Source organism: Millisia brevis NBRC 105863 (assembly GCF_001552615.1).
Lineage (GTDB): Bacteria > Actinomycetota > Actinomycetes > Mycobacteriales > Mycobacteriaceae > Millisia > Millisia brevis.
In genome coordinates, this window is record NZ_BCRN01000029.1 from 1 (window position 1) to 14,447 (window position 14,447).

Below are 14,447 nucleotides of genomic sequence, written 5' to 3' on the forward strand. Positions count from 1 at the left end.
CCCGCGCCGGCCGAGCCCGCGGCAGCGGCGGCGCCGAGACCGGCCGCCCCGGCACCGACGGCGCCCATACCCGCCCCGGAACCCGCCGTCGATCCCGCCGAGGCGATCGCCTGCCCGGCGGCCGCGCCCACATCGGAGGCCGCGCCGATCACCCCGCCGACCACCGCCGAACCGATCCGCACCGCGGCGCCGGCGGCCGCTGCGACCCCTTCGGCCGCGGTGGCCACCGTCGATGCCGGGATCGCCCCCTCACCACCGGCGCCACCGTCGGCGAATCGCACGTCCGCGACCTCACCGTCGACCGCGTCGACCGTCGCCGCGGCGGACGCGGAGTCGGCCGAGACCGCGGGCGGGGTCTGAAAGGTGGTCTGGGCGACCAGGTGCGCGGAGGCGGCTTCGTAGGCCTCCATCGCGGCGGCCGCGCGCAGGTCGAGGGCCCGTTCGGTCGCCTCCGCGGCGGCGACCGCGCCGGGCGCCGCCGGTCCGGCGGCCACGGCGGCCACCTTTGCGGCCTTGGCGGCGGCGATCTCGAGCAATGTCGGCATCGCCATGCAGGCGGCAGTGAAGGCGGTCATCTGACTGCCCGCACGCGCCGCGACCTCGGCGGCCGTCGCGGCATCCCCCTGTGCGTGGGCCCCGAAGGCCACCAGCCGACCCGACGCCGTCGCGGCGGCGCCGCCCAGCCACGCGGGTGCGAGGTCGACGACGACCTTGGAGACGATCGCGGCGACCTCGGCGTGCGCGGCGGATACCGCGCCCCAGGCGGTCGCCGCCGCGCCGAGCGGTACCGGCCCGGCGCCTGTGACCAGGCGGGTGGAATTGACCTCGGCCGGGCGCCCGATCCACACGACGCCGGTGGGCCCGGCGGTCACAGGGTCACCCCGCCCGGGCCACCGAGCGCGGATGCCGCGGCACCGTCGGTGCTCGCGTAGTCGTCGGCCTCACGGCGCAGGACGGCACCGGTCTCGCGCAATTCGGCGATCGCCGCGGCGGTATCGCGCTCGTGCGAGCGGGCGGCGACCGAGAAGTAGCGTGCCGCGAACTGCGATACCTCCTCCGCGCCGGCCGGCGGGGGCGCGAGCAGCGACGACTGCGCCCCGGTCACCGATTCCAGCAGGGTCGCGGCAGCGTCGAGCTGCGCGGCGGCCCTCCGCAGGGCGTCGGGATCGACAACTACTCCGCTGGTCATGCGCATTACCCCCGGCTCGATCGACTGTGACCGGACGGCCCGATCAGGCGGGCGATCCGTCACATTTGACGCGGCCGGTCGCCGATCGGTTCCACCGAATCCGATGCGAATCCGGATCGGATGCGGTGAGCGGGGAGGCTCGGCAAGGCGCCGCCGCCGAGCGGGGCCGATCGGGCCGAGGTTGACGAGCGGGCTGGTCGAGCCGAGTGGTCGAGCCGAGTGGTCGAGCCGAGTGGTCGAGCGGGGGTCAGCCGTAGCCGAGTTCGTGCAGCCGACCGTCGTCGATGCCGAAATGGTGTCCGATCTCGTGGACCACCGTGATCGCGATCTGCCGCAGAGCCTCCTCGCGGGAGGCCACCATCGCCAGGATCGGCCGCCGGTAGATCGTGATCACGTCGGGCAGAGCCCCGGAGTATTCGTACCGGTCGGTGAGCGCGATGCCCTCGTAGAGACCGAGCAGATCCTCGGTGGGGTGCTCGTCCTCGACGAGGATCACCACATTCTCCATCCGGTCGGTGATCTCCTCCGGAACGGTGTCGAGCGCATCGCCGACCGCGTCGTCGAACTCGGCGTCGGTCATGTGGATCGCCATGTCAGTTGCCCGGTTCGAAGGGTGCGGCACCGGGAAGCGGTACCGGCTGGCGGCGGCCCTCGCCGAGCGGCGGCGGCGGCACGGGCGCCTGCCCGTCGATGGTGATGTCACCGGTGGCCGACCCGACGATGGTGGCGAACGTGCCGTCGCCCTCCTTGCCGAGCATGCAGCCGACCTGCCGGCTGCCGGCCAGCCAACTCGACACGTCGACGTTCTCCCAGAACAGGGTCAACGTCTTGTCCCGCAGTGCGTCCGGCGAGCCGAGATACTCGGTGGCCGCCTGGGTGCAGGTGTCCTCGAGGTACTGATCCTGGTCGGTGACCGCCGGGAAGGTGCCGTCGCTGAATCGGGTGGCCAGGTCGACCACGGAGATCACCTCGAAGGCGTGCCCGGTCGAGCAGTCGACCGGAACGGTCGGCTCACCGTTGGCGACGCCGATGCAGGTGCCGGCCGGCCAGTTGATCGACTGGTCCTGGTCGCGCACGCTGCCGGTGGTCTCGAGCGGGACACCGGGTAGTTCGACGACCTGCACGCCGCAGCGCAGGCGGCGCACGCCGGCGTCCCAATCCGCGGACGACGGGTACATCATGCCGATGCTGTAACGCCCGGTCGGATCGAACTTCCCGCCGAGGTAATTGCGCACCGCGGTTCCGCACTGCTCGTCGCGCCACATCGCGAACCGCTCCTGGCCCGGATACGGGGCGGTCGGGCCGAGTTCACGACCGGGAAAGACCGACAGGTCGACGTCCGCGGCCACTTCGAAGCGGTGCGGCGAGGTGCAGTCGACGGCGGCGATGTCGGTGCGATCGAGCGTCGGATCGTCCGAGGGCGTCCACTGCAGACAGGTGCCGGGATCGGCCTGCCCGAAGCTGGTCGACGAGATCGTCGCGCTCTCCTCCGCCGCGGCATGGCCGATGCGGACCTCACCGCCGTCGGAGCGATCGACGATCACCACCGCCAGGGCGCCGCCGACGAGGGCACCGATCGCCAACAGGATCAGCAACCGGCGGGCGGAGGACGCGCTGAGGGTGCGTCGTCGCCCGGGGTCGCCGTCGACCGCCGGCGCGGGGGTATCGTTCGACTCGTCGGACGCTGACGTGTCGGTAGCGGAGCGTGACATCGCCTCCCATGATGCACCGTGGCCCGCCGATGGGTATTCGGCGGCTCCGATCGCGCGACCGGCGAGTCGCCGATACCGGCCGGCTCTCCCGCTCCTCCACGACCTCCCCGCGGGGCTCACGCCGCCTCGGGAGCCGCGACCGGCGGCTTGTAGTGTGTCGAAAGTGATCGACCTGAAAATCGTGCGAGAGGATCCCGATCGGGTCCGCGCCTCCCAGCTCGCCCGCGGTGAGGATCCCGCCCTGGTGGACGCCCTGCTGGCCGCCGACAACGAGCGCCGCGCCGCCATCCTCGAGGCCGACGACCTGCGTTCCGAACAGAAGACCTTCAGCAAGCAGATCGGCAAGGCGAGCCCCGAGGAGCGCCCGGCCCTGCTCGAACATGCCGGTGAACTCTCGACGCGGGTCAAGGCGGCCGACGCACAGCGCGATGCCGCCGAGCAGCGCTACGACACCGTGCTGCGGTCGATCTCCAACATCATCGAGGACGGCGTTCCCGCCGGCGGCGAGGACGACTTCGTGGTCCTCGAGACCGTCGGCACCCCGAAGCCGATCGACAACCCGCGCGACCACCTCGAGCTCGGCGAATCGCTCGGCCTGATCGACACCGAGCGCGGCGCCAAGGTGTCCGGCTCGCGCTTCTACTTCATGACCGGCTACGGCGCCCTGCTGCAGTTGGGTCTGCTGCAATTGGCGGCGCAGCGCGCGGTGGCCAACGGCTTCTCGATGATGATCCCGCCGGTGCTGGTGCGCCCGGAGATCATGGCCGGTACCGGCTTCCTCGGCGCCCACTCGGACGAGATCTATCACCTCGAGCAGGACGACCTCTACCTCGTCGGCACCTCCGAGGTGCCGCTGGCCGGCTACCACAGCGGCGAGATCCTCGATCTGTCCGAAGGACCGAAGCGGTACGCGGGCTGGTCGTCGTGCTTCCGGCGCGAGGCCGGCAGCTACGGCAAGGACACCCGCGGCATCATCCGGGTCCACCAGTTCGACAAGGTCGAGATGTTCGTCTACGCGCGTCCGGAGGACGCGGTCGCCGAGCATCGACGCCTGCTGGGCTGGGAGAAGGAGATGCTGGCCCTCGTCGAGCTGCCCTACCGGGTGATCGACATCGCCGGCGGCGACCTCGGCTCCTCGGCGGCACGCAAATTCGACTGCGAGGCCTGGGTTCCCACCCAGAACACCTACCGCGAGCTGACCTCGACGTCGAACTGCACCACCTTCCAGGCCCGCCGCCTGCAGGTGCGCTACCGCGACGAGAACGGCAAGCCGCGGCCGGCCGCCACCCTCAACGGCACCCTGGCCACCACCCGCTGGATCGTCGCGATCCTCGAAAACCACCAGCAGCCGGACGGCTCGGTGGTGGTCCCGAAGGCGCTGGTCCCCTTCGTCGGCACCGAGGTCCTCGAACCGAAGTAGGGTGTGGAAATCCTGACGAATACGGCCCGCGGACACGAATAGCGTGTCCGCGGGCCGTATTCGTTGGACTTTCCACACCTACTACCCGGCGCCGGCCAACTCCGGCTCCCGATCGTCGGAATCCGCGGGCTTCTTGTCCCCGGCGTTGGTCCAACGCACCACCAACTCCCCCTCGGGCGCGTCGAGGATGATGGTGGCGCCGTCGGCGAGGTCGCCGGACAGCAGCGCGCGGCCGATGCGGGTCTCCACCTCGTGGGTGATGAAGCGGCGCAGCGGGCGGGCGCCGTAGACGGAGTCGAAACCCTCCTGCGCGATCAGCTTCCGACCGGAGTCGGTGAGCTCGAGCGTCATGCGCCGTTCGGCCAGCCGATTGCGCAGATCGCCGACCATCAGCTCGACGATCTTCTCGATCTCCGGCAGCGCGAGCGGGCGGAACAGAATGATGTCGTCGATGCGGTTGAGGAACTCCGGCCGGAAGTGGCCCCGCAGCTCCGTCATCACCTGATCGCGCGCCTTCTCGGTGATCTCACCGTCCGGGCCGACGCCGTCGAGCAGATAGTGCGACCCGATATTCGAGGTCATGATGATCACCGTATTGCGGAAGTCGACGGTGCGGCCCTGCGAATCGGTGAGGCGGCCGTCGTCGAGGATCTGCAGCAGGGTGTTGAACACGTCCGGGTGGGCCTTCTCGATCTCGTCGAAGAGCACCACCGAGTAGGGCTTGCGGCGCACCGCCTCGGTCAGCTGGCCGCCCTCCTCGTAGCCGACGTATCCGGGCGGGGCGCCGGTCAGCCGGCTGACCGTGTGCCGCTCCTGGTACTCGGACATGTCGAGGCGCACGATATTGTCCTCGGAGTCGAAGAGGTTGGACGCCAACGCCCGAGCGAGTTCGGTCTTGCCGACGCCGGTGGGCCCCAGGAAGAGGAACGAGCCGATCGGGCGGCGCGGATCCTTGACGCCGGAACGTGCGCGGATCACCGCGTCGGCCACCAGGTTGACCGCGTCCTGCTGACCGATCACCCGCTCGGCGAGGGTCTGGTCGAGCTTGAGCAGTTTGCTGCGCTCCCCCTCCTGTAACCGGTCGACCGGAATGCCGGTCCAGCGGGCGACGATCTCGGTGATCTCGTCGGCGGTAACCTCTTCGCGCAGTAGCCGATTGGCGCCGTCTCCGCCGCCCTTGGTGTCGAGCAGGGCCTCCTCGCCGGCGAGTCGGCGTTCGAGCGCGGGCAGCCGACCGTGCTTGAGTTCGGCGGCCTTGTTCAGGTCGTAATCCTGTTCGGCGGCTTCGATATCGCGGCGCATCTGCTCGATCTCGGTGCGCAGGTCCTGCAGCTTGCGGATGCCGCGCCGCTCGCTCTCCCACTGGGCGCTCATCGCGTCGGACTGGGAGCGCAGCTCGGCGACCTCCTTGGTGATCGTCGCGAGCCGATCCTTCGACGCCTCGTCGGTCTCCTTCTTCAGCGCCGCCTGTTCGATCTCGAGCTGCATGAGCCGCCGGGTGATCTGGTCCAGTTCGGCGGGCATGGAGTCGATTTCGGTGCGCACGACCGCGCAGGCCTCGTCGACGAGGTCGATCGCCTTGTCGGGCAGGAAGCGGTCGCCGATATAGCGGTGCGAGAGGATCGCGGCGGCGACGAGGGCGGCGTCGGTGATCCGCACGCCGTGGTGGACCTCGAAGCGCTCCTTGAGGCCGCGCAGGATCGAGATGGTGTCCTCGACGGTCGGCTGGTCGACCGTCACCGGCTGGAAGCGCCGTTCGAGGGCGGGGTCCTTCTCGATGTACTGCCGGTACTCGTCGAGGGTGGTCGCACCGATGCAGTGCAGTTCGCCGCGGGCCAGCATCGGCTTGAGCATATTGCCGGCGTCCATCGCCCCGTCGGACTTGCCGGCGCCGACAACGGTATGCAGTTCGTCGATGAACAGCAGGATGCGGCCGTCGGCATTCTTGACCTCGTCGAGGACCGCTTTGAGCCGCTCTTCGAATTCGCCGCGGTACTTCGCGCCGGCGACCAGCGAACCCATGTCGAGGGCAAAGATCGTCTTGTCCCGCAGTCCTTCCGGGACATCGGAGCGCACGATGCGGGCGGCGAGACCTTCGACGATCGCGGTCTTGCCGACGCCGGGTTCGCCGATCAGCACCGGGTTGTTCTTGGTCTTGCGGGACAGGATCTGGATGACCCGGCGGATCTCGGCGTCGCGGCCGATCACCGGGTCGAGCTTGCCCTCGCGGGCGGCGACCACCAGATCGCGGCCGTACTTTTCCAGCGCCTCGTAGGACGCTTCCGGATTTGCGCTGGTCACTCGCTGACTCCCTCGCACCTGAGACATGGCCTGCAGAACCGCTTCCCGGGTGACGCCGCTGTCGGCGAGCAGGCGCCCTGCCGTCGTCCGGGAACCGGAGTGAATGATCGCCAACAACAGATGCTCGACGGAGATGTACTCGTCGCGCAGATGTTCGGCTTCCTGCCCGGCGACGGCGAGAACCTCGCCGAGCGCCCGGGACGGTCGTATCGCGCTCGCGTCGGCACCGGCGCCGCTGACCCGCGGTTGCCGGCTCAGATAGTCCTCGAGCCTGCCGCGCAGGGCCGGAACATCGGCCCCGACCCGTTCGAGCAGTCGGGGGACCAGACCGTCGCGCTGGTCGACCAACGCGAGCAGCAGTTGCTCGACGGTGAGGTCGGGGTGGTTGTGGCGCAGGGCGATCGTCTGCGCGTCGTGGATCGCCTGGCCGGCCTTCTCGGTGAACTGGTCCGGGACGGTCATCTGCGCCTCCGTATCACGATCCCGACCGAGGACGTCGGCCGCGCGGGCGATGCCGGCCGCGCGGGCAAGGCGTCGAGTCCCTCGAGGATGTCCTCGAGCGCCTCGATACGGGAGAGCAGGTCGGTGGCGAGCAGCGCACCGGCGTAGTTGAGCCCGAGATCCCGGCGCAGCCGCACGATCCGAGCCAGGCGGGCGGCGGTATCCGCCGGGAACAGCGGCGCCGATCGAGTCCCCCCGGCTGCCTCGACTGCTCCGAGGGCGATCAATCGCACGACCAGGTCCGGATGCAGACCGGAGTCGGTGGCGATCGCGTCGATCTCCACCAACGGATATCCGCTCGCATCGGTGGTACGCACGGCCAGAACGTATCGGCGGGAGCCGGTCTCGTCGGTGGTCATCGACTTCCCCTCGGGTCCTTGGTGACGGCGGCGAGCTGCTCGTACAGGTCGCGCTCGGCGTCGCTCAGCTCCTTGGGCACCACGATCTTGACCGCGGCGATCAGGTCGCCACGCTCCTCGGAGCGCCCGGTGGGCAGCCCCTCGCCCCGCAGGCGCAGCTTGCGCCCGCTCGACGTGCCGGCCGGGATGCGTACCGTCGCCGAACCGTTCAGTGTCGGCACCGGAACCTTGGTGCCCAGCGCGGCCTCGGACGGCGAGATCGGCAGGTCGACGGTCAGGTTCTGCCCATCGACCTTGAAGGTCCGGTGCGGCAGCAGGTGTACCCGCAGGAACAGGTCACCGGGTGGGCCACCGTCGGATCCCTCGCCGCCCTCACCGGCGAGCCGGATGCGCTGACCGTCGCGGACCCCGACCGGGATGGCGACGTCGTAGCTCTTGCCGTCGGCGAAGGCCAACGGCCGCTTGCCTCCCGCGGCGGCCTCCTCGAGGGTGAGGTCGAGGGTCGCCTCGTAGTCCGGGCCACGCATCGGCATCGACGCATAACCGGCCCGCCGTGCACCGCCTCCGGCCGCCGCACGCCCGCCGAACATGCTCTCGAAGAAGTCGCTGAAATCGGCTCCCCCGTCACCGAAGTCGAACTGCGCACCTCCCTGGCCGGGACCGCCGAAGCCGCCCCCGCCGTAGCCGGTGCCCCCATATCCTTCGCGTCCGAACCCGGATGCACTGGATACATCCTGCCCGGCGCGCCAATTGGCGCCGAACTGGTCGTAGGCCTTGCGCTTGTCGGCATCGCGGAGCACCTCGTAGGCCTCCGAGATGTCCTTGAACCGATCCTCGGCCTCCGGATCCTTGTTGACGTCAGGGTGGTTCTCCCGGGCCAACTTTCGGTAGGCGGCGCGAATCTCGTTCTCGGTGGCGTCCCGTGCGACGCCCAGCGTCTCGTAGTAGTCCCGGTACCCGACCGCCATTACTTCGCCACCACCATTACGTCGTTACCGCCATCAGGTCGATCCGTTCGGATTCTTCGCAACCACAACCTGAGCTTCGCGCAGGACGTCGCCACCGGCGGTCTCGAAGCCCGATCGGGCGACCTCGATGATGCTGCGGTCCGGGGCGCCCGGCGCCGGTACCGCGGCGATCGCCTCGTGAACCCGCGGATCGAAGGTCGACCCCTTGCCTGCTACGCGTTGAATTCCGTTGCGCGACAGGATGTTGTTCATCTGTTCCAGGACGGCTTTGAGCCCGGCATCGTCCGGCTGGATCGTCAGCGCCCGCTCGACGCTGTCGACCGCATCCAGCCACTCGCGCAGCTGTCCGCGTTTGGCCTGTTCGGCGCGCCGGTCGCCCTCCTCGGCGGTGCGGCGACGGTAGTTCTCCAGATCGGCGCGGGCGCGCAGCAACCGGTCGCGCAGATCGGCGACCTCGTCGCGCAGGGCCACCACCTCCGCATCGGCCGTGTCGGCGGCAATCGCCTCCGAGGCGGACGCGCCGGCGTCCGCCTCGGAGTCCGGCCGCCGATCGGCGTCGGACCGATCCCTGCCCTCAGTCGCGGGTGAACTCGGCATCGACAACCTCGTCGTCGGAACCTCCACCGGCGGACCCCGCCGCCCCGGTGCCGCGGGCACCCGCCGTGGCACCGGCGTGGCTGCGGGCGGCCACGGGAAGACTCTGCGCCAACTGTTGCATCTCGGCGATCTGGGCCTTCACCCGATCGAGCGGCGCATTGTCGTTGTAGGCCTGCTTGGCGTCGGCGATCTGCTGCTCCGCGCGCGCCTTCTCGTGGACCGGCAGGTTGTCCTGCAGTTCCTCGAACAACTGCTGGGCCGCGTAGGTCACCGAGTCGAGTTCGTTGCGGGCGTCCGCGGCCTCGCGACGCCGCTTGTCCTCGGCACTATTGCTCTCCGCCTCGGAGACCATCCGGTCTATCTCGTCCTTGAGCAGGTTCGCCGACTCGCTGATCTCGACCTTCTGCTCGGCGCCGGTGTCCTTGTCCTTGGCCGACACCGCCAGGATGCCGTTGGCATCGGTGTCGAAGGTGACCTCGATCTGCGGCCGGCCACGCTGCGCCGGGCGGATCCCCTCGAGTCGGAAGCGCGCCAATTGCCGGTTGTCCGCGGCCATTTCGCGCTCGCCCTGCAGGACGACGATGTCGACCGCGGTCTGGTTGTCCTCGGCGGTGGAGAAGGTCTCCGACCGGCGGGCGGGGATCGTGGTGTTGCGCTCGATCACCTTGGTCATCACGCCGCCCATGGTCTCGAGACCGAGGGACAGCGGGGTGACGTCGAGCAGGACGACGTCCTCGACCTCGCCCTTGAGCACGCCGGCCTGCAGCGCGGCACCGATCGCGACAACCTCGTCCGGGTTGACGGTCATATTCGGGTCCTTGCCGCCGGTCAGGCGACGCACCAGTTCCTGGACCGCCGGGATACGCGTCGAGCCGCCCACCAGGATGACCTCGTCGATATCGTTCGCGGTCAACTGCGCGTCCTTGAGGGCCTGCTCGACCGGCGCCTTGGTGCGGTCGACGAGATCCTTGGTCAACTGGTCGAACTTCGAGCGGGACAGCGTGACGTTCAGATGCTTCGGCCCGGAGGCGTCCGCGGTGATGAACGGCAGGTTGATCGTCGTCGAAGTGGTCTGCGACAGTTCGACCTTCGCCTTCTCGGCGGCCTCGTAGAGCCGCTGCAGGGCCTGGGGATCCTTGCGCAGGTCGACGCCCTGTTCCTTTTGGAACTCGTCGGCCAGCCAGTCCGCGACACGCTTGTCGAAGTCGTCACCGCCGAGGTGGCCGTCGCCGCTGGTGGCACGCACCTCGACCACGCCGTCACCGACGTCGAGGACCGAGACATCGAAGGTACCGCCGCCGAGGTCGTAGACCAGGACGGTCTCGTTGCCCTTCTTCTCGAGACCGTAGGCCAGCGCGGCGGCCGTGGGCTCGTTGATGATGCGCAGTACCTCGAGGCCGGCGATGCGACCGGCGTCCTTGGTGGCCTGGCGCTGCGTGTCGTTGAAGTATGCCGGAACGGTGATGACCGCCTCGGTCACCTTCTCGCCGAGCACCTTCGACGCGTCGTCGGCCAGCTTGCGCAGCACCTGGGCGGATATCTCCTCGGGTGCGATGTGCTTGCCGCGGATGTCGAAGCGGACGGCGTCGTTGTCTCCCTTGCCAACCGGATAGGAGACCGCCTTGGACTCGTCGTCCACCTCGCCGTATGTGCGGCCGATGAAGCGCTTCGCGGAGTAGATGGTGGATTCGGGATTGAGGATCGCCTGGCGACGGGCGACCTGGCCGACCAGCCGCTGCCCGTCGTCGGTGTACGCGACCACCGACGGAGTGGTGCGTGCTCCCTCGGCATTGGCGATGACCTCGGCCCGACCCCCTTCCATCGTCGCAGCTACCGCGGAATTCGTGGTTCCCAGGTCGATCCCGACCGCCTTGGCCATTGCGTGGCCCCCCTCAGGAGAGTGTGTCCGTTCTCGGTGATGTGTGTACCGGCCCCACTGCATGGTTTCGCCGCGGACAGCCGAGGACGGCTCGATCAGGAGAACGGTTGAAGGCGTTCGTATCTGACCAGGACAGAACCTCGTGCGGCGGTGGTGTACCGCCGTCTCGACAACCCGCTGTGCTTCACCATAGACCGTCCGCCGGATGTCCGGCACTGTCGTGGCGAAATTTTTGTCGTGCGAATCGTCGATGCCCTGTCGCTTGTGCAGGGGCCGGTTGACTCCACTGTCCCCGCCCCCGGTGGTGGGCGCCAGGGTCCACAATCGATCCTGTCGGCACGGACAATTGGGTTGTGGGCGCGCGGGAACGGCACCGGGTGGACCGGCCCTAGTCGCCGACACCTTCCCGGAGGTCGGCGTCGGTGAAGGCCTCGCGCAGGGCGAGCAGCAGATCCGCGGTGGTGACGAACAGTACCCTGGTCCGGATTTCGGACACCTCGTCGACGTCGGCGCGCAACTGCTCGGCGAGCCGGCCGAGGCGCCCGCACGCCCGCCGACTCGCACTGCCCTCCGTCGGGTCGAGGTCCGGCGCACCGGCCGCGGGCCCACCGGCGTTCCGGACACCCAATCGATCGATCACGCCGACAACTCCGGGGGCCTTCCACGCGGTCTCGAGGACCGCCGCACGCTGGTGATCGGACTCGACAGTCCCGGCGACGGTGACGATCTCGCCGTTCGCGACGATCGTCACCTCATCGGCCCGGACATCCCGGCGGCGGCGAATCGCCGCGGCGATGGCGGGAGCGGGGTCGAGCAGGGCGGTCCGCGATTCGAAGGGGGCGACCGTCACCTCGGAGGTCAATCCGCGCACCCCGCGGACCCGTCTCACCGTTCGTTCGGCCTCGTCCCGCTGATAGCGCGCGGCGACCGTGCCGAGCAGCGTAACCCAGCCGTCCCCCACGCGGACCTCGATCGACGAGGCCACCAGGACATTGAGCCGCAGCGCCACCCGCACGGTTTCGAGCAGCAACGCGTCGGAGCACCGATCCTCGTCGAGGACTTCGACGGTCAGGTCGTCGAGGACCTCGTCCACTCCCCGAATCGCCCGAACGCTACCGACCACGCGGCATTTTTCGGCGTAGGAGTTGCCCGCGCCGGCCAGCACCACCCGGGTCCCGCGCACGTCAACCCGGACCCGACTGGTGTCGACCGCCGGGTCCCATTCGAGTTCGGCACATACGGCGCCTTGGAGGTCGTCGGCCATGGCACGTACCACCTTCCACGGTGGAGCACTTCTGTGGAGCACGTCGAGGGATGCTCTCCACGGTGCCACGTTCACCCGGTGCGATACCCGGATCGTCGGCCGATCCGATCAACATTGTCGAGCCGCACAGAGTCCATTGTTCGGGTGACATGACCCGCCACCCGGCCCGCGCAGCGCCGGTACCGTCGAGCGGGCACGGCCGAACCGTACATGGTGTTGCGCCGGAATCTCTTTCACGGCCCCCACCGGCACGGTCCCACCGTCGGCCCGATCCCGCTCGTCGAGCCTCGACACGATCCACACAGGCGAGCCTCGACACGATCCACACAGGCGAGCCTCGCGACGATCCACACAGTCGAGGCGATCCACACGGCCGACGGACCACACAGCGACAGACAGGGGAGAAAGCGGATGTCCCAGCCCGTTTACGTATATGTCGGCACCTACCCGAACGAGGAAGGCGCCACGGAGGACCTCGCCGTGGTCAAGGCTCTGTACAAGGGCGACGCCATCGAGACCTACGATGCCGCCGTCATCGTCAAGACCCCGGACGGCAAGGTCGAGGTCCACCGGCACGATGAGCAGACCCGTCGCGGAGCATGGGCGGGGGCCGCGATCGGGGCGCTGGTCGGGGTGCTCTTCCCGCCGGCCCTGATCGTCGACGCCGCGATCGGTGCGGTGGCCGGTGGGGTGATCGGCCATCTGTGGCACCACGTCAGCCGCAGCGATCTGAAGGAGATCGGCGAATACCTCGACGACGGTCAGGCCAACCTGATCGTCATCAGCACCGAGGCCTTCGACAACCAGTTCATCGACGCGCTGTCGTCGAACAAGCACCTGATCAAGCGGCTCGATCGCCTCGAGGCCAAGGACTTCGAGCGCGAACTCGAAGGCGCGCACTGATCGCCCGACCCGCACGCGCCATCCGGCCCATCCGATCGCAGCCGCCGCCGGCGGCTAGGCGGGTGGGCCGGGGTCGGCCGACTCGGGTTCGAAACCGGAGTCGACGTCGGCAATCGGACTGAGACGGACAAAGTAGGCGGCCGTTGCCAATTCGGCGACGCCCAACGGATCCGACAGGGAGCGTCTGCTGAGTTCCTGCAGGCGACGCAGCCGGTAGCGGACGGTATTGGGGTGGCAGTAGAGCACTTTGGCCGCCTTGTCGGTCGACCCCTGTTCGGCGACATAGGCGTCGAAGGTGTCCAATAGGGTCGCGCGGTCGTCCGCGGGCAGATCGAGAACCCGCCCGAGGACCTGTCGGGCCAGCCGGCGCCCCTCCGACGGGTCGCAAACCACCAGCGCCGCGAGCGGGCTGCGGGCGAAGGGGCGGACCTCGACGGTGCCCGGCGCGATCGCGGACAGCGCGGCCTGGGCGAGGTAGCGCGCCCGAGGGGTCTCGCTCAGTTGCCGATAGGGCGGGCTGACGCCCACCCGCGAACGGGCGGAGCGACGCAGGATGTCGAGCACCCGGTCGAACCGGTCGATCTGCAGCGAGATGACCCCGAATTGCTGGGTCGGCGCCAGCCGCCACCCGGAGACCACGCCGATCTCGGCCAGCTTCTTCTCGATCCCCGGCAGGCTCTCCTGCGCCATCCCCCGGGTATCGGCGGCCACCACGACCACGTACCCGTCCGGCGGCAGCCCCAGCAGTGACGCCGCCTCCCAGGGGCTGCTGTCCGGGCCGGGCTGACCGGTCAACAACGCCTCGACCAGGGCCGATCGCCGCCGGTGCTGGGCGACGAGCAGTTCGGCGGTCGCCTCCCGGTAGCCCTCGGTGATCGCATTGGCCTGCCGGTCGCTCAGCTGCCACATCACGCCGGTCACCGCCAACAGCGCGTCTACCGCGGCCGGGTCGTCCAGGGTGTGCACGTAGTCGACCAACGCCGTCCACAGCGTGGTGATGCCGATGCGATAGACCTGCAGAACCTCCGGCAGCGGCACCCCCTGTCTGGCCCGGTCGCGACCGGTGTCGACGGCGATCGCCGGGTCGAATCGATGCTCGGAGCCGTGCAGGGCGGCCACCAGTGCGCGCAGATTCCGGTCGATGGAGACCTTCAATTCCGTTTCCGGGACCAACTTCTGGTCGCGATACATCGGAATGCGCTCGCCCGCCGTCGCGCAGGCGGCGTCGACCAGATCCGGCAGGTGGCGTTCGGTCCAGCCTTCGAGGTCGGGCAGTGTGCGCGGCTCCACCTTCGCGAGCCTAGTCCGATCCGTCGGGAGCCCGGTCCCAGCCGGCGGGCGACATCGCGGGGCC

The 14,447-nt window shown here is 69.4% G+C and carries 13 protein-coding genes; 2 read left to right on the forward strand and 11 right to left on the reverse strand.

Translation table 11 applies throughout. From position 1 onward, the window contains the following. From MB1_RS23950 to MB1_RS23965, 4 genes are all read right to left on the reverse strand, one after another. Nucleotides 1–872 (reverse strand): PPE domain-containing protein (locus MB1_RS23950; RefSeq protein ID WP_066913468.1); only part of this gene is annotated, 872 nt, incomplete at its 3' end. Continuing rightward, nucleotides 869–1,189, reverse strand: coding sequence for a PE family protein (locus MB1_RS23955; RefSeq protein ID WP_169801730.1), 321 nt, complete (start codon nucleotides 1,187–1,189; stop codon nucleotides 869–871). The genes MB1_RS23955 and MB1_RS23950, both read right to left, overlap by 4 nt. Nucleotides 1,190–1,436: 247 nt before the next feature. Further along, nucleotides 1,437–1,781 (reverse strand): metallopeptidase family protein, encoded by a 345-nt coding sequence (locus MB1_RS23960; protein ID WP_066913472.1) that lies wholly within the window; start codon nucleotides 1,779–1,781, stop codon nucleotides 1,437–1,439. Between the two features lies 1 nt (nucleotide 1,782). Next, on the reverse strand, nucleotides 1,783–2,901 hold the full coding sequence (locus tag MB1_RS23965) for a septum formation family protein (RefSeq protein ID WP_066913474.1): 1,119 nt from the start codon (nucleotides 2,899–2,901) through the stop codon (nucleotides 1,783–1,785). A 163-nt stretch (nucleotides 2,902–3,064) separates the two neighbouring features. On the opposite strand from MB1_RS23965, the gene serS reads away from it, so the two are divergent. Continuing rightward, on the forward strand, nucleotides 3,065–4,321 hold the full coding sequence (gene serS / locus MB1_RS23970) for a serine--tRNA ligase (RefSeq protein ID WP_066913476.1): 1,257 nt from the start codon (nucleotides 3,065–3,067) through the stop codon (nucleotides 4,319–4,321). Nucleotides 4,322–4,402: 81 nt separating this feature from the next. Here the strand turns inward: serS and clpB are convergent, their stop codons facing one another. From clpB to MB1_RS24000, 6 genes are all read right to left on the reverse strand, one after another. Next, nucleotides 4,403–7,084, reverse strand: coding sequence for an ATP-dependent chaperone ClpB (gene clpB, locus MB1_RS23975; RefSeq protein WP_066913477.1), 2,682 nt, complete (start codon nucleotides 7,082–7,084; stop codon nucleotides 4,403–4,405). Beyond that, nucleotides 7,081–7,482 carry a chaperone modulator CbpM gene (locus tag MB1_RS23980; RefSeq protein WP_084352598.1) on the reverse strand — a complete coding sequence of 134 codons (402 nt, stop codon included), beginning with the start codon at nucleotides 7,480–7,482 and terminating at the stop codon, nucleotides 7,081–7,083. Before MB1_RS23980 ends, clpB begins: the two co-directional genes overlap by 4 nt. Beyond that, a complete protein-coding gene (locus MB1_RS23985) occupies nucleotides 7,479–8,450 on the reverse strand; it encodes a DnaJ C-terminal domain-containing protein (RefSeq protein WP_066913479.1) in 972 nt (323 codons plus the stop codon). The genes MB1_RS23980 and MB1_RS23985 overlap by 4 nt, the downstream gene beginning before the upstream one ends. Nucleotides 8,451–8,483: 33 nt before the next feature. Beyond that, a complete protein-coding gene (locus tag MB1_RS23990; protein WP_066913486.1) occupies nucleotides 8,484–9,047 on the reverse strand; it encodes a nucleotide exchange factor GrpE in 564 nt (187 codons plus the stop codon). Continuing rightward, nucleotides 9,025–10,926, reverse strand: coding sequence for a molecular chaperone DnaK (dnaK, locus tag MB1_RS23995; RefSeq protein WP_066913488.1), 1,902 nt, complete (start codon nucleotides 10,924–10,926; stop codon nucleotides 9,025–9,027). The genes MB1_RS23990 and dnaK overlap by 23 nt, the downstream gene beginning before the upstream one ends. A 388-nt stretch (nucleotides 10,927–11,314) precedes the next feature. Continuing rightward, complete coding sequence (locus MB1_RS24000; RefSeq protein WP_066913490.1) at nucleotides 11,315–12,190, reverse strand: BON domain-containing protein; 876 nt, start codon at nucleotides 12,188–12,190, stop codon at nucleotides 11,315–11,317. A 411-nt stretch (nucleotides 12,191–12,601) separates the two neighbouring features. Between MB1_RS24000 and MB1_RS24005 the strand changes: the two genes are divergently transcribed. Next, nucleotides 12,602–13,093, forward strand: coding sequence for a DUF1269 domain-containing protein (locus tag MB1_RS24005; RefSeq protein WP_066913492.1), 492 nt, complete (start codon nucleotides 12,602–12,604; stop codon nucleotides 13,091–13,093). A gap of 54 nt (nucleotides 13,094–13,147) precedes the next feature. Here the strand turns inward: MB1_RS24005 and MB1_RS26720 are convergent, their stop codons facing one another. Further along, nucleotides 13,148–14,383: a PucR family transcriptional regulator gene (locus MB1_RS26720; RefSeq protein ID WP_245650347.1), complete on the reverse strand. Its 1,236-nt coding sequence runs from the start codon at nucleotides 14,381–14,383 to the stop codon at nucleotides 13,148–13,150. Between the last annotated feature and the right edge of the window lie 64 nt (nucleotides 14,384–14,447).

What these genes read in the sequence shown, in the direction of transcription:
- MB1_RS23955 (WP_169801730.1), bottom strand. Translation starts at nt 1,189, where the DNA reads ATGACCAGCGGAGTAGTTGTCGATCCCGACGCCCTGCGGAGGGCCGCC.
- MB1_RS23960 (WP_066913472.1), bottom strand. Translation starts at nt 1,781, where the DNA reads ATGGCGATCCACATGACCGACGCCGAGTTCGACGACGCGGTCGGCGAT.
- MB1_RS23965 (WP_066913474.1), bottom strand. Translation starts at nt 2,901, where the DNA reads ATGTCACGCTCCGCTACCGACACGTCAGCGTCCGACGAGTCGAACGAT.
- clpB (WP_066913477.1), bottom strand. Translation starts at nt 7,084, where the DNA reads ATGACCGTCCCGGACCAGTTCACCGAGAAGGCCGGCCAGGCGATCCAC.
- MB1_RS23980 (WP_084352598.1), bottom strand. Translation starts at nt 7,482, where the DNA reads ATGACCACCGACGAGACCGGCTCCCGCCGATACGTTCTGGCCGTGCGT.
- MB1_RS23985 (WP_066913479.1), bottom strand. Translation starts at nt 8,450, where the DNA reads ATGGCGGTCGGGTACCGGGACTACTACGAGACGCTGGGCGTCGCACGG.
- MB1_RS23990 (WP_066913486.1), bottom strand. Translation starts at nt 9,047, where the DNA reads ATGCCGAGTTCACCCGCGACTGAGGGCAGGGATCGGTCCGACGCCGAT.
- dnaK (WP_066913488.1), bottom strand. Translation starts at nt 10,926, where the DNA reads ATGGCCAAGGCGGTCGGGATCGACCTGGGAACCACGAATTCCGCGGTA.
- MB1_RS24000 (WP_066913490.1), bottom strand. Translation starts at nt 12,190, where the DNA reads ATGGCCGACGACCTCCAAGGCGCCGTATGTGCCGAACTCGAATGGGAC.
- MB1_RS24005 (WP_066913492.1), top strand. Translation starts at nt 12,602, where the DNA reads ATGTCCCAGCCCGTTTACGTATATGTCGGCACCTACCCGAACGAGGAA.